General features: G+C 30.8%; 20 protein-coding genes, 1 tRNA gene and 1 pseudogene. 18 read left to right on the forward strand and 4 right to left on the reverse strand.

The window, feature by feature from the left end; translation table 11 throughout:
• Nucleotides 1-68 precede the first annotated feature (68 nt).
• The 13 genes from ACZ5N4_RS09095 to ACZ5N4_RS09155 all read left to right on the forward strand — a co-directional run bounded on the left by ACZ5N4_RS09095 (nt 69) and on the right by ACZ5N4_RS09155 (nt 16,706).
• Nucleotides 69-1,601, forward strand: a complete 1,533-nt coding sequence (locus ACZ5N4_RS09095; RefSeq protein ID WP_464209193.1) for a sugar ABC transporter ATP-binding protein — start codon at nt 69-71, stop codon at nt 1,599-1,601.
• Entirely contained in the window at nt 1,576-2,526 is a 951-nt protein-coding gene (locus tag ACZ5N4_RS09100) for an ABC transporter permease (RefSeq protein ID WP_464209195.1), read from the forward strand. Before ACZ5N4_RS09095 ends, ACZ5N4_RS09100 begins: the two co-directional genes overlap by 26 nt.
• Nucleotides 2,527-2,579: 53 nt before the next feature.
• On the forward strand, nt 2,580-3,569 hold the full coding sequence (locus ACZ5N4_RS09105) for a substrate-binding domain-containing protein (RefSeq protein ID WP_464209197.1): 990 nt from the start codon (nt 2,580-2,582) through the stop codon (nt 3,567-3,569).
• Nucleotides 3,570-3,932: 363 nt separating this feature from the next.
• Nucleotides 3,933-4,907 carry an ROK family protein gene (locus tag ACZ5N4_RS09110; protein WP_464209199.1) on the forward strand — a complete coding sequence of 325 codons (975 nt, stop codon included), beginning with the start codon at nt 3,933-3,935 and terminating at the stop codon, nt 4,905-4,907.
• Between the two features lie 13 nt (nt 4,908-4,920).
• Nucleotides 4,921-5,559: a D-sedoheptulose-7-phosphate isomerase gene (locus tag ACZ5N4_RS09115; RefSeq protein ID WP_464209201.1), complete on the forward strand. Its 639-nt coding sequence runs from the start codon at nt 4,921-4,923 to the stop codon at nt 5,557-5,559.
• A gap of 289 nt (nt 5,560-5,848) precedes the next feature.
• Nucleotides 5,849-6,391: a flavodoxin family protein gene (locus tag ACZ5N4_RS09120; RefSeq protein WP_464209203.1), complete on the forward strand. Its 543-nt coding sequence runs from the start codon at nt 5,849-5,851 to the stop codon at nt 6,389-6,391.
• A 303-nt stretch (nt 6,392-6,694) separates the two neighbouring features.
• Nucleotides 6,695-6,768 (forward strand) — tRNA-Gly (locus ACZ5N4_RS09125).
• Between the two features lie 345 nt (nt 6,769-7,113).
• Nucleotides 7,114-7,845 (forward strand): YitT family protein, encoded by a 732-nt coding sequence (locus ACZ5N4_RS09130; RefSeq protein WP_464209205.1) that lies wholly within the window; start codon nt 7,114-7,116, stop codon nt 7,843-7,845.
• Nucleotides 7,846-8,059: 214 nt separating this feature from the next.
• The gene (locus ACZ5N4_RS09135; protein WP_464209207.1) at nt 8,060-9,433 is read left to right on the forward strand and encodes a tyrosine-type recombinase/integrase; all 1,374 of its coding nucleotides are present in this window, start codon (nt 8,060-8,062) and stop codon (nt 9,431-9,433) included.
• Nucleotides 9,434-9,470: 37 nt separating this feature from the next.
• Nucleotides 9,471-12,230, forward strand: a complete 2,760-nt coding sequence (locus ACZ5N4_RS09140) for a hypothetical protein (protein ID WP_464209209.1) — start codon at nt 9,471-9,473, stop codon at nt 12,228-12,230.
• The gene (locus tag ACZ5N4_RS09145) at nt 12,211-14,166 is read left to right on the forward strand and encodes a tyrosine-type recombinase/integrase (RefSeq protein WP_464209211.1); all 1,956 of its coding nucleotides are present in this window, start codon (nt 12,211-12,213) and stop codon (nt 14,164-14,166) included. Before ACZ5N4_RS09140 ends, ACZ5N4_RS09145 begins: the two co-directional genes overlap by 20 nt.
• On the forward strand, nt 14,112-14,714 hold the full coding sequence (locus ACZ5N4_RS09150; RefSeq protein ID WP_464209213.1) for a hypothetical protein: 603 nt from the start codon (nt 14,112-14,114) through the stop codon (nt 14,712-14,714). Before ACZ5N4_RS09145 ends, ACZ5N4_RS09150 begins: the two co-directional genes overlap by 55 nt.
• Nucleotides 14,715-15,122: 408 nt before the next feature.
• Nucleotides 15,123-16,706: a hypothetical protein gene (locus ACZ5N4_RS09155; RefSeq protein WP_464209215.1), complete on the forward strand. Its 1,584-nt coding sequence runs from the start codon at nt 15,123-15,125 to the stop codon at nt 16,704-16,706.
• Between the two features lie 1,215 nt (nt 16,707-17,921).
• Here the strand turns inward: ACZ5N4_RS09155 and ACZ5N4_RS09160 are convergent.
• Nucleotides 17,922-18,416 (reverse strand): Csac_0668 family 2Fe-2S cluster-binding (seleno)protein, encoded by a 495-nt coding sequence (locus ACZ5N4_RS09160; protein ID WP_464209217.1) that lies wholly within the window; start codon nt 18,414-18,416, stop codon nt 17,922-17,924.
• 373 nt (nt 18,417-18,789) lie between these two features.
• On the opposite strand from ACZ5N4_RS09160, the gene ACZ5N4_RS09165 reads away from it, so the two are divergent.
• Nucleotides 18,790-19,218 carry a hypothetical protein gene (locus ACZ5N4_RS09165; protein ID WP_464209219.1) on the forward strand — a complete coding sequence of 143 codons (429 nt, stop codon included), beginning with the start codon at nt 18,790-18,792 and terminating at the stop codon, nt 19,216-19,218.
• A gap of 235 nt (nt 19,219-19,453) precedes the next feature.
• On the opposite strand, the gene ACZ5N4_RS09170 is transcribed toward ACZ5N4_RS09165, so the two are convergent.
• Complete coding sequence (locus ACZ5N4_RS09170; RefSeq protein WP_464209221.1) at nt 19,454-19,798, reverse strand: hypothetical protein; 345 nt, start codon at nt 19,796-19,798, stop codon at nt 19,454-19,456.
• Between the two features lie 598 nt (nt 19,799-20,396).
• Between ACZ5N4_RS09170 and ACZ5N4_RS09175 the strand changes: the two are divergent.
• The 3 genes and pseudogenes from ACZ5N4_RS09175 to ACZ5N4_RS09185 all read left to right on the forward strand — a co-directional run bounded on the left by ACZ5N4_RS09175 (nt 20,397) and on the right by ACZ5N4_RS09185 (nt 22,283).
• Nucleotides 20,397-21,431 (forward strand): annotated as a pseudogene (locus ACZ5N4_RS09175) (thermonuclease family protein).
• A 123-nt stretch (nt 21,432-21,554) separates the two neighbouring features.
• The gene (locus ACZ5N4_RS09180) at nt 21,555-21,749 is read left to right on the forward strand and encodes a hypothetical protein (protein ID WP_464209223.1); all 195 of its coding nucleotides are present in this window, start codon (nt 21,555-21,557) and stop codon (nt 21,747-21,749) included.
• Between the two features lie 135 nt (nt 21,750-21,884).
• Nucleotides 21,885-22,283, forward strand: coding sequence for a metal-dependent hydrolase (locus tag ACZ5N4_RS09185; protein WP_464209225.1), 399 nt, complete (start codon nt 21,885-21,887; stop codon nt 22,281-22,283).
• A 53-nt stretch (nt 22,284-22,336) separates the two neighbouring features.
• Here ACZ5N4_RS09185 and ACZ5N4_RS09190 read toward each other — a convergent pair whose 3' ends face one another.
• On the reverse strand, nt 22,337-22,558 hold the full coding sequence (locus ACZ5N4_RS09190; protein WP_464209227.1) for a helix-turn-helix domain-containing protein: 222 nt from the start codon (nt 22,556-22,558) through the stop codon (nt 22,337-22,339).
• 121 nt (nt 22,559-22,679) lie between these two features.
• On the opposite strand from ACZ5N4_RS09190, the gene ACZ5N4_RS09195 reads away from it, so the two are divergent.
• The gene (locus tag ACZ5N4_RS09195) at nt 22,680-24,323 is read left to right on the forward strand and encodes an ATP-binding protein (protein ID WP_464209229.1); all 1,644 of its coding nucleotides are present in this window, start codon (nt 22,680-22,682) and stop codon (nt 24,321-24,323) included.
• Between the two features lie 82 nt (nt 24,324-24,405).
• Here ACZ5N4_RS09195 and ACZ5N4_RS09200 read toward each other — a convergent pair whose 3' ends face one another.
• The gene (locus ACZ5N4_RS09200; RefSeq protein WP_464209231.1) at nt 24,406-25,362 is read right to left on the reverse strand and encodes a sulfurtransferase; all 957 of its coding nucleotides are present in this window, start codon (nt 25,360-25,362) and stop codon (nt 24,406-24,408) included.
• Between the last annotated feature and the right edge of the window lie 132 nt (nt 25,363-25,494).

A 25,494-nucleotide genomic window follows, 5' to 3' on the forward strand; every position in this document is an offset into this window, starting at 1 on the left:
TGAGATATACTGGCGAAGAAGCCAAGTACCAAGGCTTTCTATCCATATAAGTGAAATGAGGTGGATTAATGGATGTTCTAATGAAGGCTGAAAGTATATGCAAAACCTTTCCAGGTGTAAAGGCTCTTAACAATGTAGATTTTGAACTAAGAAAGGGGGAAGTTCATGCACTGCTGGGGGAAAACGGTGCAGGCAAGTCTACTTTAATGAAAATTTTATCTGGAGTCTATCAGAAAGATAGTGGAACTATATTTTTAAATGGAAAGGAAGTAAATATTACCTCTACAAGAATGGCTCAGGACATGGGTATAAGCATTATTCACCAAGAATTAAATTTATGTCCTCATCTTACAGTGGCTCAAAACATATTTATAGGAAGGGAATTCTCAAAAAGAGGCATAATTAATGAAAAAAAGCAAGAAGAAGAGGCAAAAAAGATACTTGATAGGCTACATGTAGATATTGATCCTAATGAAAAGGTTAATAAATTACCTGTATCTAAACAGCAAATGGTGGAAATTGCAAAGGCCCTTTCAACAAAAGCTCAGGTAATAATTATGGATGAGCCTTCCTCTGCACTTACTGAAAAAGAAATTGAAGACTTATTTTCTATAATTAAAGAGCTAAGGAATCAAGGTACTGGAATCGTCTATATTTCACATAGATTGGAGGAGCTAGAAGAAATAGTTGACAGAGTTACAGTTCTAAGAGATGGAGAGTATATACAGACCTTGAATTTCAAAGATACTAATTTAGAGACCTTAATAGGTTTAATGGTTGGAAGAAAACTAGATGAAAAGTTTCCTAAATTAGTTATGGAAAGAGGGGAAAAAATTTTAGAGGTAAAAGGTTTTAATAAAGGAAAGAGAGTAAAAAATATTTTTTTTGATTTATACAAGGGAGAGATCCTAGGTTTTGCAGGGCTTATGGGAGCAGGAAGAACGGATTTAGCAAGAGCTATCTTTGGTGCGGATAAAATTGATTCTGGAGAAATATATTTAAATGGGAAAAAGCTAAATATTAAGTCACCGGCAGATGCCATAGCAAATGGTTTGGCTTACATTCCAGAGGATAGAAAGCATGAGGGATTATCCTTAAGTATGAATGTAGCTTTTAACTTAACGCTATCTAATATAGACTCCATTGCTTCACCAGCGGGAATAATAGAGCGTTCAAAGGAAAAACAAATATCAAATAAGATTGTATCGGATTTAAAAATAAAAACACCTTCATTAGAGCAAATAGTTAAAAATCTAAGTGGTGGAAACCAGCAAAAAGTTGTTGTAGGAAAGTGGCTAACTAGAAATCCTAAGGTATTCATATTTGATGAACCAACTAGAGGAATAGATGTAGGAGCAAAAATTGAGATATATAACATACTAAATCAATTGAAAAAGTCAGGTATAGGGGTAATTATGATATCTTCTGAACTGCCAGAGATTTTAGGAATATGTGACAGAGTTTTAGTTATGTGTGAAGGTGAAATAAAGGCAGAACTTAATTGTGAAAATACAAATCAAGAGGAAATAATGCATTATGCAACGCTATATACAAATAGTGAAAGGGAGGAAGCAAATGGAGAAGGCAAAGAGTGGGTTTAAAATGTCTAGGGAAACGTCTCAAGTGTTATCAGTTTTAAGTGGCTTGATATTATTATCATTGATATTTGGCTTTATGTCAGATAAGTTTTTTTCAGTAGATAATCTGCTGACTGTTGCACTGCAATCTGCGATCATAGCTATAATTGCCATTGGACAAACTTACGTAATAATAACTACCGGTATTGATTTATCTATAGGTTCTAATATTGCCTTAGCAGGTATAGTTGCAGCAATACTGATGACAAGCGGCGTTGCAGTACCTATTGCTGTAATTGGCGGTTTGCTTTCTGGTTGTTTAGTAGGATTAATTAATGGATTAATAGTAGTTTATGGAAATATACCTCCTTTTATAGTGACACTAGGAACTATGAGTATAGTTAGAGGAGTTTCATTAGTTATTACAAAAGGTATCCCTGTCACTGATTTGCCTGAGACTTTTACAATTATAGGAACGGGCTCTATAGCTAGTATACCTATTCCTGCTGTGATTATGTTTGTATTAGTAGCAATTTTTGGTTTTGTTTTAGCTAAGACAAAGCTTGGCAGGTATACCTATGCAATAGGCAGTAATTTTGAAGCAGCAAGGTTGTCTGGAATTAATACAAAAAGAACATTGATATCAATATATATAATCAGTGGTTTTTTAGCAGCTTGTGCAGGATTAATCTTAGCGGCTAGAGTAGTATCAGCACAACCAACGGCTGGTACAGGTTATGAATTAGATGCAGTTGCAGCATCTGTTATTGGCGGCGCCAGTTTGCTAGGCGGAGAAGGTATGATACTTGGAACCTTCATTGGTGCTTTAGTAATTGGAGTATTAAGAAATGGACTTAACCTTATAAATGTATCTGCATTTTGGCAGCAAATCGTTATTGGTGCAGTAATTATAGCCGCAGTTTATATTGACAGGGTTAAAAGAAAATAGTCTTCAATTAAATTTACTTATATAAAAAATTATATTAATAGGGGGAATCATTCATGAAAAAACGCCCAAGGCTTTTAGCAAAAGTTTCAGCAGTGTTAATGAGTCTGTTTTTAGTCTTAGTTGGTTGTGGAAACAGCAATTCAAGCTCAACTAGCTCATCAAGTTCATCAAGCAGCAATGATAAAAAACAATACAAAATGGTACTGATAACTATGGACTCCATAGACGAACACTGGTTATCAGTTAAAGCAGGGGCAGAAGCAAAGGCTAAAGAATTAGGGAATGTACAGTTAACCTTTAGAGCACCAGCAGGGAAGACAGACCCTGGTGAACAGGTAAGAATGGTAGAGGACGCAATAAATCAAAAAGCAGATGCTATTTTATTAGCTCCATCAGATCAGAGTGCACTTACTCCAGTAGTAGAAAAGGCAGCTTCGGCAAATATACCGGTCATCGTAATAGATTCACCTGTAAAAACAGATAAAATATCTGCATTCTTTGCTACAGATAATGCAAAAGCAGCATCTATGGCAGCAGATAAAATGGCAGAATTAATAGGACAAAAGGGTAAAATAGCAATAATAAGTGCGCAACCAGGTGCTGGAACTACAATGATTAGAGAAAAAGGCTTCAAAGACAGAGTGGCAGAAAAATATCCAGATATCAAAATTGTTACAACTCAATATTGCAATGGAGACAAAGCTACAGCATTAAATCAAACAATGGATATACTTACAGCTAACCCTGACATAGTAGCCTTTTATGCAACAAATGAAGGTTCTACTGTAGGCGTTGCAAGAGGAATAAAACAAAAGAATGTAATTGGAAAGGTTAAGGTTGTAGGTTTTGACAAGTCAAAAGATATAATCAACGCTTTAGACGAAGGATTAATTCAAGCAACTATGGTTCAAAATCCTTATGATATGGGTGCAAAAGGAATTCAATCAGCTGTCGACGTTATCGGAAAGAAAACAGTTGAAAAGAAAGTAGACACTGGTGTAAAGGTAGTTACAAAAGACAACATAAGCGAAATAAAGAAATAGTTTATATAGGGTTAAAAGACCGAAAGTTACCTTATACCCCGGGCTATGTTTTCAAGCTTCAGTCCGTTAAAAACTTTTAGCCAGTCTAAAGCTTGTGTTTTAGACGACCTAAGACTTAGATAAACTCGCTCTGCTCAAACAGTATCTAAGTTCTAAGGTTGTCTTAAAACCCTTCACTAAGACTGACACAAAGTTTTTAAATCTACCTTCAGCATTGAAAACATATCCCTTTGTATAATGTAACTTTCTGGTTAGTTTCCCTATATGGATGTCAAATACCCAGGAGATGCTTAAAGTTTCTTTATTTGTCTCGGAGTGTGGGTAAAAAACATTATAAGTAGGTTTCACTTCAAGGAGGGATATATGAATAGTGACAATTTGATAGGTGTTGATATTGGCGGAACAAAGTGTGCTGTAGTTTTAGGAAATCCTTATGGCAAGATAATTGATAGGATTTCTTTCCCTACAAAGATCACTAGGGAAGCTAATTACACTATAAATAAAATTTTTCATTTTATTAATGAAATATTGAGCAAAAATGAAGTTAGTATGGAGGATATCAGAGCTATTGGAATTAGTTGTGGTGGTCCCTTAGATAGTGGAAAAGGTATAATTATGTCTCCACCTAACTTGCCAAATTGGGATAACATACCTATAAAAGACATTTTTAAAAATAGATTTAATAAGAAAGTATATCTACAAAATGATGCTAATGCTTGTGCTATAGCAGAATGGAAATTTGGTGCGGGAAAGAATTGCAACAACATGGTCTTTTTAACCTTTGGCACCGGTTTAGGAGCAGGCCTAATATTAAATGGGAAGCTTTATACTGGAGCTAATGATATGGCAGGAGAGATAGGTCATATAAGGATTAGCAGAGAAGGCCCTTTAGGCTATAGAAAGTTTGGTTCCTTTGAAGGCTATTGCAGTGGTGGTGGCATTGCTAAATTGGCCTATGAGGAAATAACTAGGAGAATAAAAAGAGGTGATAGAGTAGAGTTTTGCGAAACCTTAGAGGAAGCGAAAAACATTACGGCAAAAGAAGTTGGTATTGCTGCTCAAAATGGCGATAAGGTAGCAATAGATATTTTAAAAACAAGCGGAAGGTATTTAGGCATGGGTTTATCAATCATCATTGATATATTAAATCCTGAAAAAATTATAATAGGAAGTATATTTACTAGATGCAGAGAGTTTTTACAGCCTACAGCAGAAGAAATTATAAAAAAGGAAGCATTAGAGTTATCTTATAAAAACTGCAGTATTTTACCTTCAAGTTTAGGTGAAAGTATTGGAGATTATGCCTGCTTGTCAGTGGCATTAGGAGAAAATTATTAGAGGAGCTTTAAGTATGAGGAACGTGAAAAAGGTTTTGGATAATCTAATGAAAAACTATCCTCTATTAGAAGTATGTTCAGAAGATATATGTAAAGCATATGAAGAGATTTATGAATGTTATAAAAAAGAAGGAAAAATTCTTGTTTGTGGTAATGGTGGCAGTGCTGCAGATTCAGAACATATAGTAGCAGAATTAATGAAAAGTTTTATGCTAAAGAGAGAACTTCCTAAAGATATTAAAGAAAAACTGATAAATACAGAGAATGAAGCAGGAATAATTTTGGCCAATAGACTGCAGTGTGCACTTCCAGCCATTGATTTAACGGCACAATCAGCTTTGTGTACTGCTTTTTCAAATGATGTGCACCCAGACTTAATATATGCCCAGCAAGTATTAGGCTATGGGAAAAGTTCTGATTTATTTATAGCGATAAGTACTTCTGGAAACTCAAAAAATGTTATATATGCTATTTATACAGCAAAAGCTTTAGGTATAAAAACTCTAGGCTTAACTGGAAAGTCAGGAGGAAAAATGGTAGAGCTTTGTGATGTTACAATAAGAGCACCTAAAGAACTTACCTTTGAAGTTCAGGAACTTCATCTTCCAATTTATCATGCACTTTGCCAGATGGTTGAAATGTCATTCTTCTAAAAATAGATTTCACAATATCTTGTAAAAATCTCTTAGTAAAAATACTAGGAGATTTTTGTCCTATAATAAGGGCATCCATATCTAATTGGAGGACGGACGGTAAGGATATTAAAGCTTCATCTGAAGTATTAAATGAAGCATTTGCAAAGTTTTATAATAGTAAGAACTAGGTTAAAAGCTAAGATAATAGTTTCCTAAAAGATAGTATATATCATAAAAGTACGTACTATTATTGTGAATTGTTTGCAATTATAATAATAGTATCTAGTTTATCAAGGGGGATGGTAAAATGAAGATTTTTTCAGTTTTAGGAAGTCCAAATAAAAACCGAAATACAGCAACTCTATTGGCCCAATTTTTGAAGGGTGTGCAAGAAAATCACAGTAGCGTAGAATACTCTAATGTATTTCTTCAGGAGAAAAACATTAGTGGATGCAGTGCATGTAATAGCTGTAGAAAGGCATTAGATACCTGTGTTATAAAGGATGACATGCATCCACTATATGAGGAAATAAAAAGTTCAAACATAATTATTTTAGCTACACCAGTGTATTGGTGGAATATGACAGCACAACTAAAAACTTTTATAGATAGGTTATATGCCCTTAAATCAGAAGACTTTAAGGACAAGGAAGTAGTATTATTAATGACTCATGAAGGAACAGAAGAAGATTCAGGTGCTAAGGTTGTTGAAAGTAGTTTGGAGCAGATGTCAGAGTACTTAGGGCTAAAATTTACTCGAAAGTATGGAGTATCTACAGGAGAATTGGCTGTATCTGATAACAAAGAAGCCTTAGATAAAGCTTATAATATGGGAAAGAATCTAATATAACTGATTCTCTTTTGTTATAATAAATTCAAAAGGATTGTTCATAATGCGAAAATATGTATTATGAACAACCCCTTTTCAACATATAGCTAAAATTGCTATATACAATAGAACTTATAGTTTTATAAAGCGATTACTTTTAATTCATCTGAGACAGAATACAATAAATCTTATATTATTTTTGGTACTATTTAATTAAACTATGCTGAATTTAAAATGAGGGTAAGAGTACAGGCCATATGTGTTTTGACAAAAAAGTAAAAATAAGCTATAATATATGTAATATTAATTTAACAGTTTATATATGCGGGTGTAACTCAATGGCAGAGTGCTAGCTTCCCAAGCTAGTTACGAGGGTTCGATTCCCTTCACCCGCTCCATTAAAAATTATTATCGAATATTTATATAAAGATATAAACAAGAATTCTGAAGCATTTATGGTAAATGCTTTTTTTTATTAATGCTACTAGATTGTGATTTTATTAAAAGAATTATTTCTTAGAATGTATTATGTAATAAGGGGCTGTCTCAAAATGATTAAAAAAATCATTATAAGAGGCAGCTCTTTTTATATTTAATTTCAGTTCATATATAATAACTAGCTTTATGTAACATAATATATTTAATTAAATAAGTAACTTTATTTGGAATGTGCAGTAATTATAGTGCATTTCTATAATTAAGTTGAAAATTCAATTCGCAATGTCACTTAATGGGGAGGTAAAATGGATACTAAATTTTTAAACAAAGATAACATTATAGACTTTTTATATATCATATTTGGAAGTTTTTTGGCTTCCATTGGTGTAAATATGTTTTTAATTCACGCTAAACTTTTAAGTGGAGGAGTTACTGGGCTAGCGCTCATAGTTCAATATTTATTTAAAATTGAAGCAGGGTATATAATTCTTTTATCAAATATCCCATTATTTATATTAAGCTTAAAAAGATTAGATAAAAAGTTTACTATATATTCTTTAGTGGGAACGTTATCTTTTTCTTTATCACTTGTATTAACACATTCTATATCTAATATTTTAAATATAAACGATAAATTACTTTATTGCTTATATGGAGGCGTTATTAATGGAATTGGTTTTGGATTAGTTTTTACACATAGGGGATCTACAGGTGGATTTGATATAGTAACTATGATAATTAGAAAAAAACGCTCTAATCTTAATATAGGTACAATATCCTTTATTATAAATTTAATAATTGTTAGTATCAGTGCTTTTATATTCGGACTTCCTAGTGCCTTATATACACTAATAGCAATGTATATAACATCTTTTGTTATGGATAATGTAGTTAAAGGATTACGTCAAACTAAATCAGTATTTATTATTACAGAAAAGGAAGAAGAGGTATCTAAACTTATAATGATGAATTTACATAGAGGAGTTACTTATCTTTATGGTGAAGGAGCTTATACAAAAGAACATAGTTGTTTATAATGAATATATATTTTGTACCACAAAGTCAAAACCTTATAAAATAAGGCTTTTTTTATTTTATAAGCAAAATTTAAAATGGTACAGTTTTTAAAAAAATATTTTAATTCTGACCCTTAGCAGGAATTAACGCTCTTGCATTTTTTTATCTTAAAAGATACAATAAAGTTATTATGAATTTAAAAGTGTACTACTTTTCAGGAAGGAGACTTCAATAATGATAGTTATAAGAGAATGCAAAAGAGGCAATGAAACTTATTACAAGAAACATTTGATTGACGAAAAAGGGAAAGACACCGTAATAGATGAATATTGTTGCAAATCAGCTTCGAAAGAGGTTAATGGTAAGACTTATTGGATTCTATTTGATAGTCAAATGAAGGTGATTGAAACTACATTTGATTTTATAAACTTCTATCGTATAGAGGAATTGAAACCCAACACAAAAAAACAGCATATGCAGGCGTTAAAATTGCTATTCTGTTATCAGGATATGGTAAAAAAAGACCTAAGAAACTTTTCACAAAATGAATTTAAAAGGTTCAAGACATTCCTGAAAGGAATAACAACCCTCGGAACAGTACTTCGTTTTGAACTGACAACAACAAGAGACCCTGATACAATAAATAACTATCTTTTGGCTTATAGAGATTATCTTACCTTCTTAGGTTGCACCAAACACTTTTTGTTTGATGTTACTAAAAAGAATTTTGATATAAGCATAAATGATGTGAATGTTCATGTTACAAAAGAAGTGCAAAAACATAATGAAAAAACACTAAAACCAATCATAGAAGTACCTCGGTATATATCTGTTGTTGAGTTTAAACGAATCCTTGAGGTGATAAGAAAAAAATTCACCCGTCGAGATGAACTTATTATACGCATAATGTGGGAATCTGGATTAAGAATCGGCGAAGTCCTTGGCTCTACCCTTGAAGATATTAGGACTGAAAAAACCAAAGAAAACCAATATAGGCAAGTTGTCTATATAAGAAACAGAGCCTCAGACAAGGAAGACCAAAGAGCTAAAACTTGTATGTATGTTTCTGACAAAAGCCAATACTCCTTACCTAAATACTCCGAACAAGGATACGATGTCGGATATCAAAAGCAACAGCTTACAAAAGGTGTGGTCAAACTTTTAGAGGAATATATTGAAGAGGAACGTCAAAAAATCATTGATAAGAAAGCAGAAAGGTTTAAAGAATGTTCCCTTGCCGATAAAGTAACAGAAGATTGGTACGGAGATAACTCCTATATATTCCTGAACACTCTCGGCAGACCATTATCGCAAGATTTGTGGAACAGGAGATTAAGAAAAATTCTTGATGAATCAGGTATATCAACAGATATAGCTAAAAGGGAGAATAACCTAAATCATAAATTCAGGCATGGTTTTGCCATGTATCAAATTCAAAAACGAGGTATGAAAATAGCTCAGTTGCAAAAACTCATGCGACATCAAAGTATTCAATCTACAAAGGTATACTACAATCCAACGGAAGATGACCAACTTAAACTCCTTGAAGGCTTTGAAGAATCATTACTTGAGGATATTCCAGAACTAACCGTAAGTGGGTGGGATTAGCAATATGTATAGTAAAGACTGTTTTTATAAACCATTTATGAAACAAAAAGAAGCAATGTTCGTAGATAGAGCCATGTATGATGTTGCAATAGCCTTTGATGAATACAATCGAAATATAAGATTCCATACAACCCGTAGCAAACGAGAGAATTCCAAACGTTTCGCTGAAACACTATCAAAATTCTTTGGAAATGTTGGATTAAAAGATGTATCCTCCTTCTTTGTTTTGGATGTACTTACAAGCCCTCACATTACTGATAAAGAAAGTAGAGACATAATAAGATTTGTCGTTTTTTTATTACAGGAAGAATATGTGAAAGACAACATCTTGTTTAGGCTAACAATATTTGATGGAAACATGAGTAATACGGGAAATAAAAGTGATATAATATCAAGCTTAACCATAAGCAAAATAATAAAAATTCTTACCTCAAAGAATTTTCATGAATATATTGATTCAGGGACACTGGTTGCAACATCAGGTAGTGAAGAAAATAGCCGTGAAATTGGTAAACAACTCTTCTTAATAGAATTACCAAACGAATCATGCTTTGATAGTGAAATGTATGAGTTTTTATCAAACCATTTTGAAGGTATTAAACTCAACACTACATTAAATGTACATACAAGAAAAGCGCAAGCTTTAGCATTTGTTGATGTTGCAAAAATCTTCTTTCAAAATATAACCAACAAGGACATTACAAGAGAATATCTTTATAACACCTTAAAGGATAATGAAAAAATCCTAACTTCACCAAAAGGGAAAAGAACAGTATCGGAGCTACATAAAGCTGTTTTATCAATGATTTCGAGAGGATTAATCAAAGATGAACAGTTGAGCCATTTAGCTACTTTGGGAGAACGTTTGCTTTTTGGAGTTCCTGTTATTGAAACTTTCTTGAATGTATTGGGAAATCCAGCAATAGACAAGTTTGTTCAAATACCCTATCCAGACGGATCAACAAAATTTTCTCTTTACCATGTAAATATACAAAGCAATGAAATTCGCGATGCTTTTATAGAGTTTGCTTTGAATTATAGTAATAGAGGATTCGGTTTCGTTAGGTTTTGTGAAGAATTCGATACATCATTGGGCGATTACCATGTCGAAAGAATTAAAGACTTAAATTTCAATACATATAAGTCTCATTTACTTCATTTCAATAAGTATGCCAATGATGAAAATAGAAGCAAAAGTAAAAGCACCTTTATCCTTGCTCCAATAACATCGTTTTACTTGTATATTAAGCAAACCTATAACGGTAATATTTTCGATAAATCAGGTGTTGACTCCAACATACTTGAAAGACTAAAAATAGGGCAAGAGATATTGGATGGTTACATACCAATCCCTTACAATCCCCACGAAGAAATTCCCGATGTTGATAAATGGTTGCTTTGTTATGGAGGTATGGAAACTAATAATTCTTCAGAATTAATATCTGTAACATCTTCTATTTTACTTGATTTTACACAAATAAAGTCAGAAACTTACAGGAAATTTTGCAAACACTATGTATGGTACTACGATTCAGGAATAGATGGCAAAAATAAAAATTTGAAGATAATCATTAAATTTTGCAATTATATTTCTGATCTAAAAAGTGGTGCTGTTCGATATTTAGGGGTTACTCCAACAAAAGATGAAAGAATCACAATGAACGAGATAATCGCCTTTAAATACTATGTAATAGATAGTCACGAAAATAATACCACTATAGCAACATATATATCTCCTGTACGTGTATTCTTGAATTTTATTTCTGAAAACGACTTTATGAATTTTGAAAATGGGGTATTCTGGCATCTAAAAGACATTCCAAGTTACAACAAAAGTAATGCAAATGCTATAGTAGATGAAGATTTGGACAAGGTTTCAGCATTGATGAAGAAAAAGACGGAAGAATCTGTATTTAATCATGTTTGCTTTTATGTTCTCTATCTAGCAATACACACTCCATTTAGGAGTTCCCATATAATTACATGGAAACTTGATGCTATCACAGATACGATAAAAGAGGGACAGTTTAGAACATATTCCAGAACCAAAACAAGTCATGGACGGAAACAGCCAATTCCAGTAACCGAACGCATAAAGAGGGCAATAGATAACGCAATCAGGATAACAGAACCGTATCGACAAGAATGTAAGAACAAAAAAATAAAGAATTATGTATTCATTGTTGAAGGTTTAAAAAAGGGAACTTATAGAGGTCTATCAACCCGAAGGTTTAATGCTTACTTTAGAAAATGCTGTGAGGAAGTTGGAATAAATCCTGAATATACATTGGCTAATTTAAGGGATACCCGAATGAGCAAAGCTGAGGTTGAGGTTGCTAAAAAAGGCTATTCAGATTTAGAACAGAGGGCATTAACACACCATAATGACGCAAATTCAATTAACAGCTATTCTGATATTGATATCAGGGAGTGTCTTGAAGCTGTATACCAAATATACATTGGAAATGTTGATATTAAAGGAAAGGTTGTTAAAAAGATTCCAAAAGATATAGCAACTGAAGAAAGGTCTGTATCCGAAGGATGTGGTTATTGCGGAACAAAATCATGTGATAATTACAGTTTCTTGGGTTGTCTTATGTGCAAACACTTTCAGACTTCTCCAGAACAAATTCCTTTTTTTCAAGAACAGATTAATATATGCGACAAAAAGATAGCAGAAGCTAAAATCAATCATGATAAAGAAGACTTTCAAGCTATAAAAAGATTGATGGTTGCTTTTCTTGAAAGACTAATACTAATCAAAGAGGAGGATAATAATGAACAGCACATCTCTTAAACTCGATAAGATAGCTGAAGACTTACAATATGAGCTTCAAGAAGGTGTTATCCTAAATACTCATGGGATAAAATCATACTTTGACCATTTGAAACTTATTGATAAACTCCCGTTTAGTAAAGTGGAAATTTATTATAGTAGTCCTATTTGGGATTTTTCCCCTCTACGCAAACTCAATATTGGTAAGGATAAAATGAGGCTAAACTTTCACCGAGCCAATCCTGCTTTTGTGGATGATATTAAAAAGTTCATACTTTTACAAATTCTTGATAACAAAAACAAAATACAAAGCATCAAGCATCATTGTGAACGAATAATAAATTTTTTTAATTATGTTGCTGATGAAAAAAAGTATTATTACTTCAAGCTCATCCCATCTAAATTAGTGGCAGAATACTTGAAAGCAGTAGAGACTGAAGCTAATGAGGAAGGCTTCATAGTAGATGACTCTTTAAAGAATGCAAAAGTAACAATTGAAGCTTTCTATACTTTTTATGCGGCTAATTTTGAAGACTTGTATACAACAGAGTTAAAAAAAATACTGAATCGAAAAAAACATCATAAAGCAAGAAAACAAATTAGAGAAAACAACAAAACACCTGATATACCTGAAGATTATTTTAATAAATTTCTTAGTGCCTTAATTAAGGTAATCGATGACGAAGAATCTCCATTGGAAATCCGTGCTATTGCATGTCTATTTTTAATAATGAGCCAAATAGGGCTTCGTTGGGGCGAGATGCTTGGTCTTGAAGCAGGACAATTAAAAACAACCAAACTTTCTACTGGAGAAACTGCATATTACGTTGAATATAAAACTTGGAAACGAGAAAAAGGAAATAACACCTACACTATTGCTAAAACATATTTCAATGAGTTAGCTAAAAAGGGGTATGATACATTGGTTGAGTTGCATAAGGAAAAGCGTGAAAGTATAAAGACGGATTTCCCATATCTTTATATGGGTGAAATTTATGAAGATACATCAGCTCATTTTCCTTTATCACCTACAAGCACATATAAAGTTCGACACAAATTTTATGTATATCTTGATAAGTATATAACTACGATAGACTTGCCTGTAGAACTGCGTAACGAAGGTTTTTCTCACATTGATGCATCCCTTGCTTGCTATGAACATCTTCAATCTTTTGGGATTAAGACGTTGACTTATCCAGATCCCAAACAATTCAGGGTGCATGTTTGTACTGAACTTTATGAAAAGCAAGTTCCATTGAGGTTTATCAAGAAGTTTATGGGACACCTTGCAAAAGAAATGGAAGGATATTATGTTAGGACAGAAAAACCAAGTATTCAAGAAGATGAAGTATATGCAGAAAAGGTTTTTAACAACATAGTGTCAGGACTCAAACCTATCGGTAGAACAAATCTGCAAGGACAAATATTCAGTTTTATCGAAAAAGGCAACTTCAACATAAATACTGACTGTGCTGCTATCGTTGCTAAATTAAAAGCCGAAATGCCTGTACGAGTCAAAACGGGCGGTTTTTGCTGTAAGTCTATGGTTGGATTCCCTTGTATGTCAAACGAAGACGCAAGTAATGATTTTTATTGTGCTTACGATGTGTGTCCAAACATCTTCTCCTTCTTCTACAACGCTGATGTTGCATATCGACAAATGAAGGAATTGGAGTTTGCTATTGAAGACAATAAAAAACGAGGACACAAAGCACAGCTTGAAAAACATTACATCAACTTGTGGCTTATTATCCACGATAAGCTCCTGCCAGAGCTTGAAGATTTGGAAGTTCAAATTGCTAAACACGGAGCAGAAACCATCATAGAGAAATATTCAGAGGATTGTCCAGATTTAAAACATATTATCGAAAACTTGGAAACTATATATACGGAGGTTGAAAAATGGAAAGTAGAGATACGAGCATCGGGAGTAAGGATACGAGAGAATGCGTCCTAAAAGCAAAAGTGGAAGCAGTAATGGACAAGGAAACAGGCAGAAATTATGACTATGATAGCCTAAAAACCAATGTAAAAGAACATCTGCTTAAAATAGAGTCCATTATCGAAGATAAGTTCATAAAAAGGGATGAAGCAACAAGTTTCTTGAAAAGCCATAAAGCAATCCCTTTTTCGCCAACATCAATAGCCGAAGAATTAGATATGTCACGTAACACCATTTATAGAAATAACGTTTTATTGCACTATATTGAGCATTATGATGCTGTTTTCAAAGAAGATAACCCATACATCGTCATCGATGAATTAAAGTGCTTTATCGCTGAATTACAGGCTGAGAATACCAAATTGAAACACGAAGCTATTGACACAGAAATTCTTAGACACACAATTCGTGAACAAGAGACGGAAATACTTGAAAAAACTACTGAAAGAGATGCAAAGGATGAACAGATTCAATTGCTTCAAGCCGATAAATATAAACTTGAAACCACTATTGCCAAGCTGAAATCAAGCTCAAATGTAAAACAATTCGGCACTCAAAAGTAATATAAATAACGAGTTTTCGTTACTATTTAGGAGGATAAAATGAAAGAAGAAATTAAATAAAGTAAGAGAATTAATTATCTTATGTATGTAAAATAATTATCTAACTGGTGTAAATTATGAGATAATTCGAAGAGTGTACCATGACACTCTTCTTTTTTTAGGCGATGTTAAAGAATAATGTTAAAAATAGCATTTTTAAAGGAACTTTTTGGAGTTCCTTTAGTTCGTTTTTAAGAAAGTTCCCACGTAAATTATTAATTATCTCTTACAATTATAATTTCATATTCATAACTTAACAATACTGACTCCCTTTTGCTTCAAATTAAAATATATTCGAAGTAATAGAAATATTATGAAATACCAGATATAATGAGGATAATGAACTATGTTAAGGGGTAGGGGTAAAGTATGGCAAAATTAAAAGAATTAATTAAAGGATTTGAATATGAAAACAAACAAGCTTTTCTTGAATGGAAACACCTTGAATTTAGTTCTATAAATAATTATATATCTTTTTTAAATAAAGTAACGATTCAAGAAAATAAATACCTTAAGTGTATTTTCAAATTAGATGATAAGGAAATAGACAATTTCACTTCAACACTAACCGTTGGCTCAATTAGTTCAATGTCATCTATTCTAAAAGCTTATCATGAATATTATGTAAAGTTTGTAGATGATACAGCAACAGATAAGGTGTGTGAAGCCTTAAAATCATTGAAAAAGAACCCAAACACATACTTAAAAGAAGTAACTAAGTATGTTACTTCAATTAATGAACTAATTGATATATGTGAACGTACTAAAATTAGCAAAAGAAGCACACTTGGAAAAATATTGACCTACATTGGGTTTAACACGAAAGAAATAGTATCTCTAAAGGTAGTAAATGTAGATTTCAATAACAAAACAATTTCTTATTTCGATAAAACCTATACTAATGTAGACGATAGAATATTAAGTGTAATAAGAAACAATATAAACGACATAGAGAATAAGAATGAATTCTTAATGAAAGCACTTAAAGGAAAAGAACAGTTAGGAAGTGCAGGATTATCAAGAATCATCGGAGAGTTACCAGAAGATAAAACTTTAAAACGTAGTATTACTAAGGAAATTAGTTATGATTATTTACGTAATGCAGGTATCCTATCTTATTATTCTACTCATGAAGATGAATTTATTGAAAATGAAATAACTGCTTCTAAGGTGGGCTTATTGAAGTTATATGGGAAATTAACACCTTCTGCAACAAGATATAGCATAGGTGGCGATGAGCTAATCAATAAAGTAAATGTTTTTAAACAAAATGCTATAGATACGACTCCTATGTTTAATGTGCAGATAGAAGTTACTGACGATGAAATAAAAAGATGCAAAACGGCTTACAATCAACTGAACAGTGCTGAATCAAAAGAAATTAATAACGGGATTAAACCAAAAGAGAAAGAAGAAACTGACGAGAGTATTCGTCATAGAATTAGTAAATCATACACTGAACAAGAAAGAAAAAATGATGATAAAAAACCTTGGTACGACAGTAAAAAGGAAAGTGGTAATGCTAACGAGAAATTAGTATTTGACACTTTAAAAAGCACTAAAGGTGTAGAGAGTGTAACTTACATGATGGACTTTAGTGGATATGACTTAAGGTTCAACATAGGAGAAACAAAACATAGACTTGAAGTAAAAACATTAAGTAGTAACTTAGAGTTTATGATTTCCATAAATGAAATAAATAGTATTTTTGATGATAACAAAGATAATTATTCAATAGCTGTTGTTAGAAATGACGAGATATACATAATAGAGGACGTTGAGAGAACATTGAATCTAGATAGAGTGATAATGTATAAAATCAACAATCTAGATAGTTGTAGAATATATACAGAAACATTCGTAATAAAGTTAAATAATAGTTTATTTAACAAGTTAAAGACTTTTGATAACTATATTAAAACATTAGTAGAAGACATTAAAACAATTGTATAAAAACATTTTATTGAATAAATTATGTGAAGATTACCTTACCTAAAGATACTATTGTAGAACGGTTTTACTATCCATGGCTTGGATGATGATTTCCTTGATGATAATAAATAATAAGAGGGGTTGTGGGTTAACTGCATCTCCTCTTTCTTTTAAATATGAATTTATCCTAAAGTGTCAAAACTTTACGGTATTGACATCATAAATTAATATCATAGCATCAATGCATAGAATGGTTTCAAAACTTATATTCAAAAGACAAAAGAGTATTTCTGTTCTTAATGCTACGTAATATAAGAAAAGTACATATTAAAAGTCCAAGGCATTTTTGATAGATTAATTACTGTCCTATATTTTTGTATATAATTTGTTAAATGACTATATTTATCGAATAAAAAATCATTTAGTTGTAGCTTTGTAATAAAGTTTGATCAAAGTATGCTTAACAAATGGCTTGAAATCGTTAGTGTTAAAATTAGTTTTTGAAAAAAAGTTTGATTAAAAAAAGTATTTTAGTAAGCATTTTATGATATTTTTTTAAATAAAGTTTAATCATTTGAAATGTGCCGATGGCTTATAATCAAAGTTTCCATGTCATTTTGATCAAACTTTGTTTTAAAATTTCAAGCATTATTTTAAAGTTACACTAGTGTAAATAATATGAAAGGGTGATAAATTATGATAATATCTTTTAAAAGAAATCTAGGAAGTTTTGATAGAACAGTAAGAATAATATTAGGTTCATTGCTTTTAGTAGAAGGAGTAATTGGTTATTGAATTATTTTGGATATGCTAGGTTGGTCAACCTATAAACCTGAAAATAAAGGTTAGATAGTCGTCCTTTTCTGGTTAACTATTTTGTGGATACTTAATAAAAGATGCTAGAAATGGGCGACTCTTTTATTGAGCAATTTTTGTTATTCAAACACTATCTTCAATGTATCTGTTAGTGCATAATTATAAACACCAATGAATTTAAATTCAGGAGTAATATATCATAATTTTATAATTCTTTCCTTTCGTTTGTAATTAATTCCTTACGATGATGTGCTATTTAAATTTAGTACATAATATTTTACTTATTTTGACTTTACGTACTAATATAATTATATAAATTCCTCTATTATAAATAAAGGAATTTTATTATAGTATATGAGTCTGTATCTACTTAGAATACAGGCTTTTTTAAATTTACAAAAAAGAATATGACATACTATTTCACGATTTCATGCTCAATGCTTTATTTATAGTCTTTCGAATAATCGAACTACAACATGTACCTAAAGGGTTATTAATCTCACATTTCGCATTTTTCATTGCTCCTGTAAGCCTTATAATATCCTTTGTATCTTTTGCTCCGTCATTAAGGACTGCATTAATAATTTGTTGCTCTGTTACTTGATTACAATAGCATATATATTTAGGATTAGTATCTTTTTTATACCAAATAGGAATTTTCATATCTTGTTTATTAAATATTACATTCTTATCTAAATTATAATAAACAACATCACAATTTTCATTTAAGCAAATACGATAATTACCTTCATTCACTTTTTTTACAAGACTATCAAGTATAAAATGCCTGACAGTTATTCCTTTTACTTCTTTAGCGTCTCCATTACATAAAGGGTATACAAAAAGTTGTTCTGCTGAACCAACAGAAGCTTCTTTACTTGCTCAACAAGACATCCTTATATCTTTACCTTTCATCTTTTACACCTCGAGAATTAAACCATTGGTTCGTATTTTTTTACTGAATATGACTTAATATATTAATATAATTATATAAAGTCATATAGTATAAATAAAGTAATTTTATTAAAGTATATGAGCCTGTATCTGAAAGTAGATGTAGGCCATTTTACTTTATTCTAAAATATTATTCCACAAAGTACTCCCATAATAAAAACACAAGCTATAGTTAAAAGTACATCTATTCTTATATAACTTTTCAATAATATCAACTCTAGTAAGATTATTGACAGTTAAAAATAAATTTACACTTGGGGTATTTCCGCATAATTTTAGAAGGGATATTTGGAAATACATAGAATATAAGTCATAAGAAGGAGAAGTGATATATGTGAATTTAAAGACTAAAATTATAATTGTATTAGGTATTGTAATATTAACATGTTGCGGATTAAGTTATTATAAATTACATAATATAGTTAAAGGTGATTTAGAAAAAGTAAAGGTTTTAGAATCTAAAAATGAGCAATTAAAAAATAGTATCTCTAGAATGGATGAAGAGGTAGCAATTCAAAAAGAGAGATTATCAATTATGAAAGATGAAATTAAAAATGAACCCAAAGCTGTTACTAAGGTTGCAAGTTTTAAAGAATTTTTAGAACAGAATCATGCACCAACACAAGAAGAATATGAAAAATATTATGCTAATTATATTTTCAAAAAGAAAGTTTTAGACAATAACAAGGAAGAATTAAATAAGAATCAAAAAGAAATAGATGAAATAAAAAAAGAGATAGCGAGGCTTAATCTGTTTAAATAGGGTGAGATCCTGCAATAAATTCAGACAACTGAGGTTATTTTTTTACTTAGAAAAATAACCTGACACTAAGCTAGAATCATGAGTTTATAATTAAAATAGACCGCAATAATTATTACGCAATTGTACAAACTATAAATATCCTCTATTTCACATTGGAATTTTATTATAGCAATAAATAGTCCTACATTCTTCTTGTTAAGAGTGTAGGACTTGTTAGTTTTACAATATAAGGTAATTATAAATTAAGCGTGTCTGCAGTATTCTCTTCTTTTTTAATTATTTCCTCCTCTTGTGTTAAATAATCTTTTTTGTTAACAATAGCAAAGTTCAAAAAATAAGGTATTAGACTTGTGACAAATACACTCTTATAAGTATCATAATCATTTTTTAACATTGTTAAATATTCTTTAGCTTCACTAAGTCCTGTAATAAAGTTATAAATTGGTGAAAGTAGAATAACTCCAGATATTAAATAGCAAACAAAAATAATAGATTTTAGATTATAAATTATGGGAATGCTATTTCTTTTTTTAGGTATTTTATAAAAAGGATCTAGAAATTTTCTGTTTTTAATTGGCATATATAATATTTTAAAAATAAAACCTAAAGTATTATAAATAGTTGGTTGTTTAAAATTTGAAACTATATATCCTATAATGAGATTAATAATACAAATAAGATATAGTATTAAGAAACATATGATAATCTGAAAGAATAAAAAAAATGGTATAAAAGAATATTTTGAGCAGTAATTAATTGCTTCATTTATATTTTTGCTAATACAACTAATTAACCCAAAGAAAATTAATATCATTAGCAGTAGACTAAAAAAAGCATCTAAATTACCTTCAAAATCAATATTATATTTTAATCTCATAAAAAATCTTAAAGAGTATGCACATACTAAATAAAGAAAAATTGCATAAATCATATATATAATAATCAATAAATATCTCCCCTTTTTTATAATAATTATACAGTTTATTACAATGAAGATAAAGGAATTTGATACTATTTGTAGAAATAAACCATCATATACATATATTTTAAACTAATTTTTATGGAAGAGGGGGATAAAAGTGGATTTTTTAAAAAGGAAAGCAGTATCAATTCCACTAGCTATTATTTTACTTTTAATTTTAATAGGAGTTTCACCTAAATTAGCAGGTGCGTTAATTATGATAGGTTCTATAACTAGAGGGGTATATCTTTATACCAAGAGCGATAAATTTAAGGCTTATAATAAAGGTATAAAAACATTAATTACGGCAGGGTTGGTATTTGCGTTTTTATTTGGTATAGGTGGGTTTAATTATGATCCACAACAGGCAGAACTACAAAAGATAGCTGCAGATAAAGCAAAAATAGAACAACAGCAAAAAGATGAAGCTGCAAATAAGGAAGAAGAGGCTAAAAAAGCAGAAGAAGCAAAGAAAGCAGAAGAAGCCAAAAAGCAAGCAGCTGCACAAGAAAAAGCAAATACTTTAGCAAAGTTCAATCTAAAAGAGGTATGGGTATCTCGGGTGGTAGATGGAGACACAGTAGAGCTTTCTGACGGGAGCAAGGTGAGATTAATAGGAGTTAACACTCCTGAATCAACTACACAGCATGAGCAATACGGAAAAGAAGCTAGTGATTATACAAAAAGTAATTTAACTAATAAATCAGTATACATAGAAAAAGATGTATCTTAAACAGATAAATATGGAAGACTATTAAGATATGTTTGGCTAGACATACCTAAAGAAATAAATGATGCAGAAATAAGAGCCAAGATGTATAATGCTAATTTACTACTTAACGGGTATGCTGAACAGTCTACATATGCACCAGATGTAAAATATGCGGAGTACTTTAAAAATTATGCTGCAGAAGCTAGAAACGCAAGCAAAGGATTATGGGTCATAGATCCAAACGGAACTACAAAAGGAGACACAGATAAGGCAGTTTCAAACAGCAGTGTATCAACCAATAGTAATTCTAGTAGCGCTAATAACTCTTCTGGAGAAAGTTCAAGTGCAAGTTCATCATCTAGTGGATTTAAACCTGCACAAAGTAATGTAAATCAATCAGGTGGAGAGTTTATTATCACAGCTACAGGTAAAAAATATCATAGATCTGGATGTAGAACTATAAAACAAGTTAAAGCTACTGTAAGTAGAGAAGAAGCAGAAAGCATGGGATATGGTCCATGTGGAGTTTGTCATCCATAGTGTTAAGATTAAGTTCTAGATTTATTCTAGAGCTTTTTTCTTTCTTTAGCTTCAGGGAAATAATAATAAATTATAGAATATAAAATAAAAAATAATTATGTAGATTGTATATTTATCTTAAAAATGGGCAAAATAATAATATTAGAAGATGATATATATAACCGCACAAAAGAAATTAAGATAAAAGACGTAATAGATGTACTAGCAGAAACTAAAGCAACAGTAGAATTCTGGATTGTCTGCAAGTGCAAGAGGCGTGAGCAGGTGCGAGGAATAAAATATATAGAAATTAAAAATATAAAAGATATTAAGTTATAAATAAATAGTACTATAGTATCATAGTTTAAATAAATGGTATAAAGTAAGTGAAATCAATAACTTAAGAAACATGAAGATATCCAATTCGTTGGATATCTTTTTTGATATGTTTTTAGATAGAGGTGATAAAAATTTATGATGAAAATAACTCATGTGTTTGCTGGAGCTGTTGCAACATTACCTTTTATAAATACAACTAATATTCTGTTTTTCCCTATAGTTTTAGCAGGATCTTCTGTAGCAGATTGGGATTATAAAGTGGGGCTAAAACACAGAGGGGTAACTCATACCATGTTAGCTCTATTGGCAACCTCATTAGCTTTAAGTTTATACAACGTAAAACTAGGATTATTATGGGGATTAAACTATGGAACTCATCTATTATTAGACAGTCTAACTGTTACAGGTATACCTTTGTTATATCCATTTAAAAACAAAAAGTATGACTTCAAAATATTTAAAACAAGGAGTTCTGAGGATATGTTTATTTGCTTAATCTGCATCTATTTAATATCCTACTTATTTTTATACTAATAGGGCAGTATAAAAAGTACTCTTGATAATATAATTTAGACATTGTCTTATTTTTATTTATCGAACAAATCCTCAACATTCACTCCTAATGCGTTAGCAATAAGTTTAACTTCATAGTCTGTGACTTGTCTAACTTGATTCTCAATTTTGGAAACTATAGTTTGGTCGAATTCAATACCATAAATATTTATACGTGCTGCAAGTTGGTCTTGAGTAATTTTTTTTGATTCTCTTATTAATTTTATTTTTCTTCCGGTTATATTCTTTCCTAACACAGCAACCATCCTTAATATTTAAAATAATATGTATTAATTTTAAAATAAAGAAAACAATAAAATATGCGATAATCGCATAAGTACAAAAATTTTAGTTTTATTTTAAGGTGGTGTAGTTTTAGTGGAAAAATATAAGCCTCAAGTAAAAGATATATCGCTATTTAAGGAAATAGCACAGAATATTGTAAATCCATTAGAAATTCTAAGAGAGGCTATTAGTAATTCACATGATGCCGAGTCAAAAATGATATCAATACTTGTATATAGAAATAAAAGTGGTAATTTTACAATAGAAATACAAGATGATGGTAAGGGTATGAAGATAAATGATATCCATAGATTTTTTAATCTTGGAGATTCAAATAAAAGTAATATAGGAATAGGGGAGAAAGGATTAGGTACTAAAGTTTATTTTAAAAGTAAAAAGATAACACTATATACACAAACAGAAGAAAATGAAGCCTATAAGGTAATAATGAGCAATCCCTGGAAGTCTTTATGTGATAACGAATTGCCAGAATATATTGTTGAAAAAAATGAAATTAAATTAGGGAATGTTGGAACAAGAATATTAATTGAGGACTATGTTATAGATAATCCTGAAAAATATTTTAATTTTGAAACTATAAAAGACTATGTACTTTGGTTTACTGCAGCAGGTAGTTTTAAAACTTATTTTGCAAATTATACAGAATTACATAAGTATATTAATAATATGCAAATAGCACCTAGAATTTTTATAGAAGATAAAATATTAAATTTAAAGGAAGAGATTGCAGGTGTACACCAATTTTCACCACCACAAGAAAACCCAAAAGAAGATGTAGGAGAGCTAATTTATAAAAGGTCTGTTAGCTATTGCAGACATTTTGGACCATATCATAAAGCAACAAATATTGATGGTGAATATGTATCATTTCAGATTTATGGAACTGTATCAGGAATAAATCATAGAAAGAAAATTGCAAAATTAAGACAAGGAGAATCATTAAAATCTAGGTTTGGGATATATTTAGCCAAAGATTTTATACCTTTTACTAAGAAAGTAAATTTAATGTCAGATCCTAATTTTCACCATTATCATTTGATAGTTAACTCTCAAGCATTTGAGTTAACAGCAGATAGAAATAATATATCTAATCTTGATGATGCTAAGGTTAAATGGGTTTTTGATGAAACTAAAAAAATAATAAATGAAAGTATAATACCTCTAGCTAATGATGGATATTTTAGACTAAGAAAAACTGAGGAAACAGAATACATAATAAAGGAAAAACATAGAAAAATTGTAGAAAGGTTAGAGTCATATAATACTATGGATAATTTATGTATAAATGAACTTCCTATTGTAAAAAAACCTGACAATGAAGCTCAGGTAGCATTGTTGTTTGCAATTATAATGTCTAATGAAAAAACTAAATATTTAATAAAATATATAAATAAAATAGGACATTATTCTCATCAAGCTACTACAGACATGATTTGTTTAGATTATAATAACAATAAGACATTAGTCGAAGTCGAATATAAATTAAGCAATTTATTTAAACATGATCATCCGTACAAAACCTTTGATTATGTAGTGTGTTGGTCAGTTGACTTAGAACTAAATGAAAAGAAAAAGCTAGGTGATGGGAATATATTGTGTTTAGCAAAGGAAAAAGATGAATGGTTATTAAAGTATGGAACACAAAAAATAATTCCTATAATAGAATTGAGAAAGATAATTAGCAAATTAAATAATTTAAATCAAGGGATTATTTAGAATCTATAACTGGTTATTGAGATAAAATATTTTAAAGGGGCTGCTGCAAAACTTTCATTTTGCAACAGCCCATTTTTTACAATTATTTTTCGATTTTTAGATTTTCATTGCCTGCCCATTCATAGAAGGATGCATCATAATTTTTAGCTTTATCGTAGCCCGCCATTCTTAGTACAATAGCCATATGACCAGATCTAATACCTTTTGTGCAGTAAGTAACTATTTCGTCATTTTTATTAATTCCCTTTGAAGAGAATAGAGCTTCCAAATCTTTTTGACTCTTAAAAGTACCATCTGAATTAAATACTTGAGTCCAAGGAATATTTATTGCTCCTGGTAAATGTCCACCTCTTTTTTCACCGTACTTTGTTGCCCCATTGTATTCGGAAACATCTCTTGTATCAATTATTTTGATTTTTTCAAGGTTAGCATTGATATAATCTGTAGTTGTATTTAAACTTTGATCCATTGATGCAATAGTAAAGTTTTTAGGTTCGGGAGTTGGTATATTAGCATCAGTTGGGTAGCCTTTTGCTTCCCAAGCATTCCATCCACCGTTTAGTATTTTTACATTCTTAACTCCTGCCATTCTGAGTGTCCATGCGATTCTACCATCTTCACCCCAGGTTTTTTCTGGTGCACCGTTGTAAATAACAACTGGTTTTGAACCATCTATACCAAGTTTTCCAATAACTCCAGAAAGTTTAGTAGGTTCAAGTAATGTTCCCCATCCCTTGTCACCTGGTTTTTTAGCCTCCATATCCGTAAATGGCTGCCATGCAACATTTACGGCGCCTGTTATATGTTTAGCTTTATATGATTTTGCCTCTCTTGTATCAAGTACTACTACATTGTTTAAATTGCTTTTTAGCCAGTCTGCATCGACTAGTAGATCAGGATGAGCGTATGTAGGGCTAGAAGCCTGTTGTTCTTGCTTAGGCTGCTCCTGTGTCTTATTAGTTTGTTTTTGTGAACACCCAGTTGCAAATAGAGAAATTGTCATAATTAATGATGCAGCTAACATTAATGTTTTCTTCATATTTATCCCCCTTTGTAACATTTTAAATTCCACTATAATAATAGCACAATTATATGCTCGCAATTATTTGAATGCTTAATAGTAAGATTAAGTAATATAAGATTAAGTAATATTAGAAAATGTAATGAAGGA

The sequence above is a fragment of the Clostridium nitrophenolicum genome (genome assembly GCF_055391695.1).

Bases quoted from the DNA above. Each gene is read 5' to 3' on its own strand.
- ACZ5N4_RS09095 (WP_464209193.1), top strand. From the start codon at position 69: ATGGATGTTCTAATGAAGGCTGAAAGTATATGCAAAACCTTTCCAGGT.
- ACZ5N4_RS09100 (WP_464209195.1), top strand. From the start codon at position 1,576: ATGGAGAAGGCAAAGAGTGGGTTTAAAATGTCTAGGGAAACGTCTCAA.
- ACZ5N4_RS09105 (WP_464209197.1), top strand. From the start codon at position 2,580: ATGAAAAAACGCCCAAGGCTTTTAGCAAAAGTTTCAGCAGTGTTAATG.
- ACZ5N4_RS09110 (WP_464209199.1), top strand. From the start codon at position 3,933: ATGAATAGTGACAATTTGATAGGTGTTGATATTGGCGGAACAAAGTGT.
- ACZ5N4_RS09115 (WP_464209201.1), top strand. From the start codon at position 4,921: ATGAGGAACGTGAAAAAGGTTTTGGATAATCTAATGAAAAACTATCCT.
- ACZ5N4_RS09120 (WP_464209203.1), top strand. From the start codon at position 5,849: ATGAAGATTTTTTCAGTTTTAGGAAGTCCAAATAAAAACCGAAATACA.
- ACZ5N4_RS09130 (WP_464209205.1), top strand. From the start codon at position 7,114: ATGGATACTAAATTTTTAAACAAAGATAACATTATAGACTTTTTATAT.
- ACZ5N4_RS09135 (WP_464209207.1), top strand. From the start codon at position 8,060: ATGATAGTTATAAGAGAATGCAAAAGAGGCAATGAAACTTATTACAAG.
- ACZ5N4_RS09140 (WP_464209209.1), top strand. From the start codon at position 9,471: ATGAAACAAAAAGAAGCAATGTTCGTAGATAGAGCCATGTATGATGTT.
- ACZ5N4_RS09145 (WP_464209211.1), top strand. From the start codon at position 12,211: ATGAACAGCACATCTCTTAAACTCGATAAGATAGCTGAAGACTTACAA.
- ACZ5N4_RS09150 (WP_464209213.1), top strand. From the start codon at position 14,112: ATGGAAAGTAGAGATACGAGCATCGGGAGTAAGGATACGAGAGAATGC.
- ACZ5N4_RS09155 (WP_464209215.1), top strand. From the start codon at position 15,123: ATGGCAAAATTAAAAGAATTAATTAAAGGATTTGAATATGAAAACAAA.
- ACZ5N4_RS09170 (WP_464209221.1), bottom strand. From the start codon at position 19,798: ATGCCAATTAAAAACAGAAAATTTCTAGATCCTTTTTATAAAATACCT.
- ACZ5N4_RS09180 (WP_464209223.1), top strand. From the start codon at position 21,555: ATGGGCAAAATAATAATATTAGAAGATGATATATATAACCGCACAAAA.
- ACZ5N4_RS09185 (WP_464209225.1), top strand. From the start codon at position 21,885: ATGATGAAAATAACTCATGTGTTTGCTGGAGCTGTTGCAACATTACCT.
- ACZ5N4_RS09200 (WP_464209231.1), bottom strand. From the start codon at position 25,362: ATGAAGAAAACATTAATGTTAGCTGCATCATTAATTATGACAATTTCT.